At 71.8% G+C, this 11,511-nt stretch carries 12 protein-coding genes, 1 other RNA gene and 1 pseudogene; 4 read left to right on the forward strand and 10 right to left on the reverse strand.

Going from position 1 to position 11,511, the window contains the following annotated elements; translation table 11 throughout:
- Nucleotides 1–599 (forward strand): thiamine pyrophosphate-dependent enzyme (locus NCC78_RS19305; protein WP_250796072.1); only part of this gene is annotated, 599 nt, incomplete at its 5' end.
- 70 nt (nucleotides 600–669) lie between these two features.
- Here NCC78_RS19305 and NCC78_RS19310 read toward each other — a convergent pair.
- The 9 genes from NCC78_RS19310 to pruA form a co-directional block, all read right to left on the reverse strand.
- Nucleotides 670–1,635, reverse strand: coding sequence for a hypothetical protein (locus NCC78_RS19310; RefSeq protein WP_250796073.1), 966 nt, complete (start codon nucleotides 1,633–1,635; stop codon nucleotides 670–672).
- Nucleotides 1,636–1,677: 42 nt separating this feature from the next.
- Nucleotides 1,678–2,148 carry a hypothetical protein gene (locus NCC78_RS19315; protein ID WP_250796075.1) on the reverse strand — a complete coding sequence of 157 codons (471 nt, stop codon included), beginning with the start codon at nucleotides 2,146–2,148 and terminating at the stop codon, nucleotides 1,678–1,680.
- Between the two features lie 246 nt (nucleotides 2,149–2,394).
- Nucleotides 2,395–2,771, reverse strand: a transfer-messenger RNA (tmRNA) gene (ssrA, locus tag NCC78_RS19320).
- Nucleotides 2,772–2,876: 105 nt separating this feature from the next.
- Nucleotides 2,877–3,356: an SsrA-binding protein SmpB gene (gene smpB, locus NCC78_RS19325; RefSeq protein ID WP_250796076.1), complete on the reverse strand. Its 480-nt coding sequence runs from the start codon at nucleotides 3,354–3,356 to the stop codon at nucleotides 2,877–2,879.
- Between the two features lie 140 nt (nucleotides 3,357–3,496).
- On the reverse strand, nucleotides 3,497–4,372 hold the full coding sequence (gene ftsX / locus NCC78_RS19330; RefSeq protein WP_250796078.1) for a permease-like cell division protein FtsX: 876 nt from the start codon (nucleotides 4,370–4,372) through the stop codon (nucleotides 3,497–3,499).
- Nucleotides 4,373–4,439: 67 nt separating this feature from the next.
- Nucleotides 4,440–5,120: a cell division ATP-binding protein FtsE gene (ftsE, locus tag NCC78_RS19335; RefSeq protein WP_109802316.1), complete on the reverse strand. Its 681-nt coding sequence runs from the start codon at nucleotides 5,118–5,120 to the stop codon at nucleotides 4,440–4,442.
- 118 nt (nucleotides 5,121–5,238) lie between these two features.
- On the reverse strand, nucleotides 5,239–6,360 hold the full coding sequence (gene prfB / locus NCC78_RS19340) for a peptide chain release factor 2 (protein ID WP_250796079.1): 1,122 nt from the start codon (nucleotides 6,358–6,360) through the stop codon (nucleotides 5,239–5,241).
- Nucleotides 6,361–6,435: 75 nt separating this feature from the next.
- Nucleotides 6,436–6,951, reverse strand: a complete 516-nt coding sequence (locus NCC78_RS19345) for a PadR family transcriptional regulator (RefSeq protein ID WP_250796080.1) — start codon at nucleotides 6,949–6,951, stop codon at nucleotides 6,436–6,438.
- A 274-nt stretch (nucleotides 6,952–7,225) separates the two neighbouring features.
- The gene (gene pruA, locus NCC78_RS19350; protein ID WP_250796081.1) at nucleotides 7,226–8,854 is read right to left on the reverse strand and encodes an L-glutamate gamma-semialdehyde dehydrogenase; all 1,629 of its coding nucleotides are present in this window, start codon (nucleotides 8,852–8,854) and stop codon (nucleotides 7,226–7,228) included.
- A 286-nt stretch (nucleotides 8,855–9,140) separates the two neighbouring features.
- Between pruA and NCC78_RS19355 the strand changes: the two genes are divergently transcribed.
- The gene (locus tag NCC78_RS19355) at nucleotides 9,141–10,235 is read left to right on the forward strand and encodes a hypothetical protein (RefSeq protein WP_250796082.1); all 1,095 of its coding nucleotides are present in this window, start codon (nucleotides 9,141–9,143) and stop codon (nucleotides 10,233–10,235) included.
- A gap of 7 nt (nucleotides 10,236–10,242) precedes the next feature.
- Here NCC78_RS19355 and NCC78_RS19360 read toward each other — a convergent pair whose 3' ends face one another.
- The gene (locus NCC78_RS19360; protein ID WP_250796083.1) at nucleotides 10,243–10,752 is read right to left on the reverse strand and encodes a DUF6912 family protein; all 510 of its coding nucleotides are present in this window, start codon (nucleotides 10,750–10,752) and stop codon (nucleotides 10,243–10,245) included.
- 218 nt (nucleotides 10,753–10,970) lie between these two features.
- Between NCC78_RS19360 and NCC78_RS19365 the strand changes: the two genes are divergently transcribed.
- Nucleotides 10,971–11,198: a helix-turn-helix domain-containing protein gene (locus tag NCC78_RS19365; protein WP_121396459.1), complete on the forward strand. Its 228-nt coding sequence runs from the start codon at nucleotides 10,971–10,973 to the stop codon at nucleotides 11,196–11,198.
- A 98-nt stretch (nucleotides 11,199–11,296) separates the two neighbouring features.
- Nucleotides 11,297–11,511 (forward strand): annotated as a pseudogene (locus tag NCC78_RS19370) (Rv3235 family protein); the annotation flags it as partial.

The following is an 11,511-nucleotide window of genomic DNA, read 5'->3' on the forward strand; positions in this document are numbered from 1 at the left end:
CCCCTCCGCCGCGGCCCGGCCCGGCGCCGCCGGAGGAGGGGCTGCCGCTGAACGCGGACGCGCTCTTCGCCGCGCTGGCCCGGCACTGGCCCGCCGACGGGGTGCTGGTGCAGGAGTCGCCGTCCAACCTGTCGGCGCTGCGCCGCCGGCTCCGCAGCACCCGGCCCGGGTCGTACTTCACCATGGCCAGCGGTGGCCTGGGGTACGGCCTGCCGGCGGCGGTCGGCATCGCGCTGGCGCAGCGTGACACCGGCCGTGGCCGGCCGGTGGTGGCGGTCATCGGCGATGGCTCGTTCCACTACTCGGTGCAGGCGCTGTGGACCGCCGCGCAGCTGCGGCTGCCGCTGGTCGTCGTGGTGCCGGTCAACCAGCAGTACGCCATCCTCAAGGCCTTCGCCGAGTTCAAGCACACCCCCGGGGTGCCCGGCCTCGACCTGCCCGGGTTGGACATCACCGCCATCGCCCGGGGTTACGGCTGCGCCACCGCGGTGGTGGAGACGCCGGAGCAGTTGGGGGACGCCCTGGCGGCCGGGCTGCGGGCGGACGGGCCGACGGTGCTGCCGGTGCCGGTCAGCACCGAGGTGCCCCGGCTCCTCTGAGCACCGGCCCACCGGGCGCGCCGAGCAGTCCGCCGCCCGCGGGCCGCGAGCGCCGTCGGGCCGCGTCCGCTCAGCCTCCCGTGAGGGTCAGCGGTGCGCCGGTCACCACGTCGAGCACGGTCCGGTCACCGAGCGGCGCCTTGAGCGTGGCGGTGACCGGTTCGAGCTTGAGCATCGCGTTGCAGACCCCGGTGGAGCGGGTGACCCCGCCGCCGAGCACCACCACGTCGTCGCGCTCCCACACCAGCGGGGTGATCCCGGTGTCGCAGCTGCCCACGCCGACCTGCCAGGTCAGCGTCGCGCCGTCCACGGAGCGGATGTCCTGCGCGCCGGCCACGTCGTCGTCCAGCGACGGGCTCGGCGGGGCGACCTCGGGTACGGCGGTGACCGACCCCGGCGCCACGGCGACCCGGGCCACCGGGGCGGAGATCTCCTCCACGGTGAACAGCCACGCCGGCACCTGCGCCTCGCCGCGACTGGTGCGTACCGGCACGCTGCCCAGCTTCGCGGCGGTGACGGTCAGCGGGATGCAGGCGCTCTGCGCCGTGCTCGACACCGGGCCGTCGGGGCCCGGCTCGATCGTCGGGCCGTCCTTCGGGCGCCCGGGCTCCCTGGGCCGGCCGGCGCACGGCGGCGGATCGCCCTGGTCGAGCTGCCGGTACGCCGCGTCGGCGCTGATCAGCGGGACGCTGAGCGTGCCATCGGGGAACCGGACGGTGCCGTCGGCCGGTGCCGTGTCGGGCAGGGCGATCTGGTCGCGGTACCAGCCGGCGTTGAACGCCATTTTGGTGTCGCCGGTGAAGCGCGGGTCGCCGACCAGCACGGTGTGGTCCTGCAACGGGACGTACCCGGTGCGCCACGCGGGGCCCGGCCGCCAGGCGTCGGCGACCTCGGTGGCCCGCTGGTCGAAGGCCTCCCGGCGCTGGTCGGGGCTGGCGGGGCTGGCGGGACCGGCCGCCGGGTCGGAACCGGCCGGGGCGCAGCCGGCGACGATCATCATCAGGGGCAGGCCCAGCAGGGCGGCTGATCGGCGCATGTCGGTTCGACGCCGGGGCGGCCCGGCCGGTTCCCGGGACGCTCAGGTCTCCCCGCCGAGATCCGTCTGGTACGCCTGCCAGATCAGGTCCGCGCCGCGCTGCCGGTGCCGGGCCAACGCCCGCAGCAGGTGCCCGGCCCGGCCGAGGAGGTCGTCGACGGACGCTCCCGGCAGCTCGGCGGCCTGCGCGAGGGCGGCGAGCGCGGCGGCGATGGCGGCGTGCTCCCGGGTCAGCAGCCGCACCCCGTGCTCGAGCCGGGGCGCATGGCCGAGCAGTTCCGCGTACCGGCCGGCGGGTCCCTCGGTGACCCGGACGTGCTCCGCGAAGCCCTGCCGTACCGGGCCCAGCCGGACGAGGACCCGCTCCCGCCAGCGCGGATCCCCCGTTGGCGCGGCCAGCGCCCGGCTGAGGGCGTGCAGCTCGCCCGGCAGGGTGGCCGGGGGCCGGCGGGTGGTGGGCGGCCGGAGCGGCCCGGGGACGGTGGACGGCTGCTGGATCGGACTGGTGACCATGGGCACCTCCCGCGTCGCGCGTCTTGACCGCGTACAGCGATGGTGGACCCGCCCTGTTCGCCCTGTCCAGGGCCCCTGTGCGCCTCATCTGTCCCGTTGGCAGCAGCAGCCCCGCCGGCCCCACCGGCCCCCGCGACGGGGGCGCCTGGCGGTCCGCACGACGGCGGCCGGGGCGGGCGCCGGCAACCCATCCGGGCCCGGACACGTCTGTGCGCCCCGGTCCAGTGGACCGGGGCGCACATCAGGTGGTGGAGGTGCCGGGAATCGAACCCGGGTCCTTCGCCGGTTTGTCAGGGCTTCTCCGAGCGCAGCTCGCTGTGCCTCTACTCGGCCCCACCAATCACGCGAGCGAGTTGGTGTGACGGGCCCAGTCGCTGATTAATCTCGCCGCACGGACCCCGCGACCGGGTCCGATTGGCCAGCCTTCTAGCTGATGCCGGCTGACTGGGACGAAGGCGTTCCCAGGCCGACAGACTCAGCTACTCGCCTCAGGCGGCGAGAGCGAAGTCAGCGCGATTGTTCTTGGCGCTTATAAGTTTCCGACGACCGATTCTCGAGACGACGTCGGCTTCCTCGGCTCGCTTCCCCTGTCGCTGCGTACGAAGTCGAAACCAGTCACCCCCTCGACGGGCCGCCGATGTTGGCGGCACTGACAAGCCTAACGCCTGCCGCAACGGGTTTCATCCCGAGGCCCCGGTCGGCGCGCCGAACCGGACACGGCAGACAAATCAGTCGTCCATTCCCTTGCCGCGCCGACCCACGACCCGGGCGATCTCCCGGTCCGCGTCCCGCTTGGCGAGGTCCTGGCGCTTGTCGTACGACTTCTTGCCCTTGGCCAGGGCGATCTCCACCTTCGCCCAGCCGTCGGAGAAGTAGACCTGCAACGGGACCATGGTCAGCCCACCCTCGCGGGTCTTGCCGATCAGCCGGTCGATCTCCAGGCGGTTCAGCAGCAGCTTGCGGGTACGCCGGGGCTCGTGGTTGGTCCAGGTGCCCTGGGTGTACTCGGGGATGTGCATCCCGTGCAGGTAGAGCTCGCCGTCGCGCTCCTGGGCGAACGCGTCGACCAGCGACGCGCGCCCGGCCCGCAGCGACTTGACTTCGGTGCCCGTCAGCGCCATGCCCGCCTCGTACGTGTCGAGGATCGAGTAGTCGTGCCGGGCCTTCTTGTTGGAGGCGACGAGTTTGCGCCCCTTTTCCCGTGGCATCGGCGCCAACCCCCCTTCCGTCCCACCCGAAACCCGCCAGTGACCGGGCTCGGGGCGGAGATCATGCTACCCGAACGACAACGGCCCTCCCGCACCGTTTGTTCCTGGCGCGGAAGGGCCGTCGGTGACCCGTACGGAAACTAGACCCGCAGGTAGAAGCGGAGGGTGACCCAGGCGGTGACCGCGCTGACCAGACCACCCACGCCGGCCATCAGCGGGAAAATGAACAGGATGTCGCCCCAGCTGATCGGGGAGAGCAGGCCCTGCAACGCCTTGAGGGAGCCGTCGAAGAGCAGGTACTTCGCGGCGATCAGCGCGACCAGGCCGAGCAGCGAGCCGATCAGGCCGGCGACCACCGCCTCCAGCACGAACGGTGCCTGGATGAACCAGTTCGACGCGCCGACCAGCTTCATCACCGCGACCTCACGCCGCTTGCTGTACGCGGCGACCTGGATGGTGTTCGCGACCAGCAGCAGCGCGGCGGCGGCCATCACGATCGAGGCGGCCAGGGCGATGTTCTGGATCGAGGTCAGGATGTCGAAGATCTTGTCGAGCAGGCGGCTCTGGTCGACGATCTCGTCGACGCCCTCGGTGCCCTTGTACTGGTCGTAGATGTTCTTGTACTGCTCCGGGTTGTTCAGCTTGAGCCGGAACGACTCGGGCAGCTGTTCCTGCTTGACCGCGTTCACCAGGTCCGGCGCGTCCTGGTACATCTCCTGGAAGCGCTTGTACGCCTCGGCCTTGTCGACGTAGAGGACCTCCTTGACCAGGGGGTCGCCACTGAGCTTCGCGTTCAGCCCGTCCCTCTGCTCCGGGGTCACCTCCTGTGTCAGGAAGATGGAGACCTCGATGTTCTTGTAGTAGAGGTCCTTCATCTCGTCGACCTGGCGGTACATGAGGCCGCTGGCGCCGAGCATGGTCAGCGAGACCGCCATCGTGATGATCATCGCGATGGTCATGGTCACGTTGCGCCACAGTCCGACCAGTACCTCGGACAGGACGTATTTCACGCGCATCGGGAATTCCTCCGGGTCTCCGGCATGAGGTGTTCGTCGTCAGGCTGCGCAGGGGTGGAGCGCCGGCTCACCCGTAGACGCCGCGGGCCTGGTCGCGCACGATTCGGCCGCTCTCGATCTCGACGACCCGGCGGCGCATCTGGTTCACGATGTTGGAGTCGTGGGTGACCATCACGACGGTCGTGCCGGTGCGGTTGATCCGGTCCAGCAGACGCATGATCTCGATCGAGGTGTCCGGGTCCAGGTTTCCGGTCGGCTCGTCGGCGAGCAGGATCAGCGGCCGGTTCACGAACGCCCGGGCGACGGCGACCCGCTGCTGCTCACCACCGGAGAGCTCGTGCGGGTAGCGGTGCTCCTTGCCACCGAGCCCGACCAGCTCCAGCACCTCGGGCACGACCCGGCGGGCGACCGCCTTGGTCTTGCCGATCACCTCAAGGGCGAACGCCACGTTCTCGTACGCGGTGCGGTTCGGCAGCAGCCGGAAGTCCTGGAAGACACAGCCGATCGAGCGCCGGAAGTGGGGTCGCTTCCACGAGCGCATCGACGTGACGTCCTTGCCGTTGACGACGACCCGACCCTTGTTGGGCGAGACCTCGTGCAGCAACATCTTGATGATGGTGGACTTGCCGGAGCCGGATGGACCGATGAAGAAGACGAACTCGCCCTTCTCGATCGAGACGGACACGTTGTCGAGCGAAGGCCGGGACGCCTTCGGGTACGTCTTCGTCACTTGCTCAAGCTGAATCACGGGTCGTGAGTCTACGCGGTGTGACGGAAGAGCCAAGCCCCACGCCCCGGGGTTGCGGGGCGAGTCGTCTATCTGGTGCTCAGTGCGGAGATCGATGACGCGCTCCGCCCACGATCGATCACGCAGTGTCGCCGGCGAGCTGCTGCTGCTTGCGCCACCGGATCCCGGCCTCGATGAAGCTGTCGAGTTCGCCGTCGAAGACCGAGGACGGATTGCCGGTCTCCTGCTCGGTTCGCAGATCCTTCACCATCTGATACGGGTGCAGGACGTACGAGCGCATCTGGTCGCCCCACGAGCCGGCGGCGTCGGTCTTCAGGCCCGCCATCTTGGCCTGCTCCTCCTGGCGCTTGCGCTCCAGCAGCCGGGCCTGGAGCACCCGCAGCGCCGAGGCCTTGTTCTGCAGCTGGGACTTCTCGTTCTGGCAGGTGACCACGATGCCGGTCGGGATGTGGGTGATCCGCACCGCCGAGTCGGTGGTGTTGACGCTCTGCCCACCCGGGCCGGAGGAGCGGTAGACGTCGAACCGCATCTCGTTCTCGGGGATCTCGATGCTGTCGGTCTGCTCCACCACCGGCAGCACCTCGACGCCGGCGAAGCTGGTCTGCCGGCGCCCCTGGTTGTCGAACGGGCTGATCCGGACCAGCCGGTGCGTGCCCGACTCGACGCTGAGCGTGCCGTAGGCGTAGGGCACCTTGACCGTGAAGGTGGCCGACTTGAGCCCGGCCTCCTCCGCGTACGAGGTCTCGTAGACCTCGGTCGGGTAGCCGTGCCGCTCGGCCCAGCGCAGGTACATCCGCAGCAGCATCTCGGCGAAGTCCGCCGCGTCCACGCCCCCGGCGCCGGCCCGGATGGCGACCAGCGCCTCCCGGGAGTCGTACTCGCCGGAGAGCAGGGTGCGGACCTCCATCTCCTGGATGGCCTTGGTCAGCCCGGTGATCTCCGTCTCGACCTCGGTCAGCACCCCGGGGTCGGACTCGGCCTCGGCCAGCTCCAGCAGGACACCGGCGTCGTCGAGACGGGAACGCAGGCTGCCCAGCTTGCTGATCTCGCCGTTGACGTACGACAGCTGCGAGGTCACCTGCTGTGCCTTCGCCTGGTCGTCCCAGAGATCGGGCGCGGAGGCCTGCTCCTCGAGCCGGGCCTTCTCCTCGTGCAGCCGGTCCAGATTGAGGACGGCCTCGATGTTCCGGAGGGTCGCGTCGAGGTCCTTGAGTTGTTCGGCGTAATCGGCAGCGGTCACGACAGCCAAGCGTACTGCGCGGGCGCGGAGAGAGCTTGCGAGCCCCGCGGTCCCGCGCGAAAAAGAACTACCGCGTCATCCGACCGGGGCGCTCTTCAGCCAGGACAGGGCGGCCTTGTGGTAGGCGACGGCGAACTCCAGCGCGCTGGCGTCGTACGGGTCGCCCTCCTTCTTGGCGCTCTTGACCTGCTCCCGCACCTTGGCCAGGGCCTCGGTGTGGTATTCGTTCGCCGCGGCCTGGAGGTTCTTCAGCTGGCTGGCCGAGTGCAGGTTGCCGAAGGCGATCCGCAGGGCGATCGGGTTGCGGATGGTGTCCCGCCCCGGGTCCTCCGCCAACCAGCGGGAAAATGTCCGCTTTCCGGCTGCGGTGATCGCGTACGGCTGGCTGGCGCGCGGCCCGGGCTTGCCCAGCCGGACGAAGCCCCGCTCGGCCAGCACCGGCAACTCCCGGTAGACCTGGCTGCGGGTCATCGACCAGTACGGCGCCAGTCGGCGCTCCGCGGCGGCCATCAACTGGCCACCTGTCATGGGGCCCTCATGGAGCAGCCCGAGCAGGGCCGCCGCCGTGGGGTTGACTCCGGATTCCGCCATGCCCCTCACGCTGCCACTTTGCCGACGTGGCGTCCAGGATTTCACAGTTTCGCCACCCGGTAGGGGTTCCTATGTGCACTGTCGGCGGACGACAGTCCGGCGGGGAGGCCGGCACCGGCTCCACCGGCAGCCGAAGGACGGTGTGGCGGGCCGTTCGGCGCCTGATCCACCGACCGCCGGACGGGTGGCGGAAAGGTCGGCGCCTGATCCACCGGCCGCGAACGAGGGGCCCCTGCCGACGGATTCCGGACGGCGGGGGCCCCTCGACACGTGCTCAGCCCATGTGGGGGTACGTGTGGTCGGTCGGCGGGACGAACGTCTCCTTGATCGTCCGGGGCGACATCCAGCGGACCAGGTTGTGCCAGGAACCGGCCTTGTCGTTGGTGCCGCTGGCCCGGGCGCCGCCGAAGGGCTGCTGCCCGACCACCGCGCCGGTCGGCTTGTCGTTGATGTAGAAGTTGCCGGCCGCGTACCGCATCCGCTCGGCGACGGCGTCGACCACCCGGCGGTCGGTCGCGAAGATCGACCCGGTCAGCGCGTACGGCGCGATCGACTCGGCCTGGGTGACCACGTCGTCGAAGCGGGCGTCGTCGAAGACGTGCACGCCGAGGATCGGCCCGAAGTACTCGGTGGTGAACGTCTCGTGCGCGGCGTCGGTGCACTCGAAGAGCGTCGGCCGGACGAAGTACCCGACCGAGTCGTCGGCGGTGCCCCCGGCGAGGACCGTGCAGGTGTCGTCGTCGTTGATCAGCTCCAGCGCGGCGGTGTGCCGGCTGAACGCCTTGTCGTCGATGACCGCGCCGCCGAAGTTGCTGAAGTCGGTGACGTCGCCGTAGGTCAGCGAGTCCGCGGTGGCGGCCAGCCGGTCGCGCAGCCCGCCCTCCCAGAGCGAGCGCGGGACGTACGCCCGCGACGCGGCCGAGCACTTCTGGCCCTGGTACTCGAAGGCGCCCCGGATCAGCGCGGTGTGCAGCGCGTCGACGTCGGCGCTGGTGTGCGCGACCACGAAGTCCTTGCCGCCGGTCTCGCCGACCAGGCGCGGGTAGCCCCGGTAGCGGGAGATGTTGTCGCCGACGGTCTTCCACAGGTGCTGGAAGACCTTGGTCGAGCCGGTGAAGTGGATGCCGGCCAGGTCCGGGTCGGCGAGCACGACGTCGGAGACCTCCTCGCCGCGCCCGGTGACCATGTTGATCACGCCGGCGGGCAGGCCGGCCGCCTCGAACAGGCGCATGGTGAAGTGCGCGGCGAACTGCTGGGTCGGGCCCGGCTTCCACACCACGGTGTTGCCGAGCAGGGCCGGCGCCGAGGGCAGGTTGCCGGCGATCGCGGTGAAGTTGAACGGGGTGACCGCGTAGACGAAGCCCTCCAGCGGGCGGTGGTCGAAGCGGTTCCACACCCCCGGGGACGACTGCGGCTGCGCCTCCAGCAACTGCCGGGCGAAGTGCACGTTGAACCGGAGGAAGTCGATGAACTCGCAGGCCGCGTCGATTTCCGCCTGGATCGCGGTCTTCGACTGGCCGAGCATCGTGGCGGCGTTCAGGGTGTCCCGCCACGGGCCGGCGAGCAGCTCGGCGGCGCGCAGGAAGATAGCCGCCCGCTCCTCGAACGGCAGCGCCCGCCACATCGGGGCGGCGTCCTTGGCCGCCTTGACCGCCGCCCGGGCGTCCTCGTGGTTGGCGTGCCCGGTGACGCCGAGCACGTGCGCGTGCTTGTGTGGCTGCACCACGTCGATCGACTTGCCGCCGGCCATCCGCTGCTCACCGGCGATGGTCATCGGCAGGTCGATCCGCTCGGCGGCCAGCTCGGTCAGCCGCCGCTGGAGCCGCTCCCGCTCGGCACTGCCCGGCTCGTAGTTGCGTACCGGCTCGTTGCGCGGCTCGGGTACGGAGAACACGGCGTCCATCAAGGCTCCTGGCGATCTCGACAGCGGTGGCGAAATCGGCCCCGCGGGTGCCGGCCGGGCGACCGGCACCGGGCACCGCGCGGTGGACCGGTCGCGGCGGCGGGACCTCGGCTGATTCTTCCATGCCCCACCCCCCACCCCACCTCCACCACCGGCAGCCGGGGGCCGGACGCCGGTGGCCGCGGCGCGGGAGTGGGCGGGGGCGGGCGCGTACCCTGGGTGGCCGGTGACCTGCCCGCTCCGGCCCGGCCCTGCCGCCGACCGGGCGTCCGTCGAAGGGGAGACGATGACCAAGCAGCCCGGCAGCTCCGCCGCCGCGGACCCGGACCAGCCGGTGCCGGGAACCGACGAGGCCGCCGCGGAGTCGGACCGGCCGGCTCTCGCCGACGACGAGGCCGCCGAGGAGTTCCAGCGCCCCGCCGTCGCGGCCGACCGGAGGACCCCGACCGGTGGGCCGGCCCTCGCGCCGGGCGCGCCCGTGCTCGCGCTGCTGGCGCTCGGCTGGCTGACCGCGATGCTCTGGTCGACTCGCGAGGCGATCAGCTCCGCGGCCGCCGGGATCACCGCGATCAGCCTCTCCGCCTTCGCGCTGCCCGGCGTGATCTCCGCCGCCCTGGTCGCCGGCGCCGCCTTCGCTCTCTTCGGGGTCGACCTGCTCGCCCGCCGGGGCAGTGACCGGGTGACCCTGCGGTTCGTGGCGGCGATCGGCACCGGCCTGCTGGTCGGGCTCGCCGCCGCGTTCGCGATCAACCTGACGTACGCCGACAACGCGACCACCAACGTGATCGCCGGCACCACCGCCGCCGCGGCGATCATCGGTGCGGCGGTCGCCGGGGCGCGCAGCGCCCCCGTCGTCGGGGCCGTGGTGGCCGCCGCGCTCGGCACGCTGGTCTTCGTGGTGGCCTTCAGCCGGGCCCGCGACCCGCTCTTCGACCTCTTCGGCGCCGGTGACACCCAGGAGTCGCTGCTCAACGCCGCGAAGTGGGTGTCCCGCACCGAGTCGCTGCTCGCCGGGCTGGTCGCCGGGCTGCTGGCCTTCGCCTACCTGACCTGGGCGCGCCGCCGCGCCGCCCGTCAGGAGGCCGCGGCGCCCGCGCCGCGCTGGCCGGCGTACCTGTTGGCGGGCGCCGGCCCGGGCCTGCTCCTGCTGCTCGCCGAGGTGGTCCTCCGGATCGGCGGGCGTTCCCTGCTCGACCTGGCCGGGGCGCTCAGCGAGGCGGACGCGGTGGCTCAGACCTCGCTGGGCACCTCGCGGGTGGACAACGCCATCTGGGTGCTCTTCGTGGGCGCGCTGACCGCCATGATCGCCTTCGGCCGCACCCTCGGCCCGGCGGAGACCGACGACGACCAGGAACCGGCGGAGACCTCCGTCGGGCGCTGAGCGCCGGTCAGGACGTGGCGCGGATCACCAGCTCCAGCTCGGACACGTCGTACCACTCCAGCTCGTGGTCCTCCGCGCCGTCGACGGCGAACTGGGCGTCGGGGTCGCCCGCGAGCGCCTCGGTCACCACCTGCGCCGCGGCGGCCACGTCCTCGACCGCGTCGGCGCCGTCGACGTGGATCGCGGCGACGGCGGCCACCGGCACGGGCGCGGCCAGCTCCACCAGGCTGGAGCCGAGCTCACCGTCACCCCGGCCGACCGCTGCGGCGGGCAGGTCCACGGAGACGACGACCCGCCGGCGGGGCGCTGCCGGGTCGGCCCGCAGCAGCTGCAACGCGTCCTGGGCGGCGCGGGTGAACGCGACGTACTCCAGCTCCTCCTCGTCGCCCTCGGCGTACCACTCGCGCAGGGCGGGGGTCACCGCGTGCGCCGACGCCGCGGGCAGGCCCTCCCCCCGCAGCAGGGTCAGCATCGGGACGGTCGCCGGCACGTACACCCGGACACGCTCGTCGGTCACCGGTCGTCTCCCCTGCTCAGGTCCTGCACCGGCGGCCGCCGGTCCCGGGCGCCGATCATGCCGTACGCCGTGACCGTCATACACCGCGCACCTTCTCCGGTGGAAGTTCTCCGCCGGTGTGTCCCGGACCGGTATGGAGACGGGCAGCCCGTGGGTGCTGGGCGACGTCGGCCGTCGATGGCAAACTGAGGCAAACGACCCCAACCCTGGGAGTTCCCGTGGAGCCGAGGTTCCTGCTGCTCTCCGACGTGGCCACCGAGCTGAACGTGTCGGATTCGCAGGTCTACCACATGGTGCGCAGCGGCGAACTGCCCGCGATCAAGATCGGCGGGCGCGGCCAGTGGCGCGTCGAGCGGGCCCGGCTGGAGGAGTACATCGAGCGCAAGTACGCCGAGACGGCCGACTGGGTGCGGAGCAACCCGCTGGCCGACCGCGACCCCGAGTAGCCGCGCGGTGCCGCGGAGGCATTGACCGCCGCCATCCCAGAGAATCGCCGTCGTCGGAGGCAAACGAAGGCAAACGCAAGATCGTGGGAGGCGCCAGGATGACCGACTCACGCCGTCCGGGCCCGGTCCGGCCGCCCGTCCGGCTCCGCCCCGCCCCCTCCTGCGAGCCGCCCTTCGCCGACGACGACGCCGCCCACTGGCTTACCCCCGGCCACGGCCAGCTCGCCCTCGACCTGTTCGAGCCGGCCCGCCGGGAGCTCGGCCGGCCGCCCGACCGGCGGCAACGGGTGGCGCCCACGCCGACGGGACCCGG

This window comes from Micromonospora phytophila (assembly GCF_023656545.1).
In the GTDB taxonomy this organism is placed as follows: domain Bacteria; phylum Actinomycetota; class Actinomycetes; order Mycobacteriales; family Micromonosporaceae; genus Micromonospora; species Micromonospora phytophila.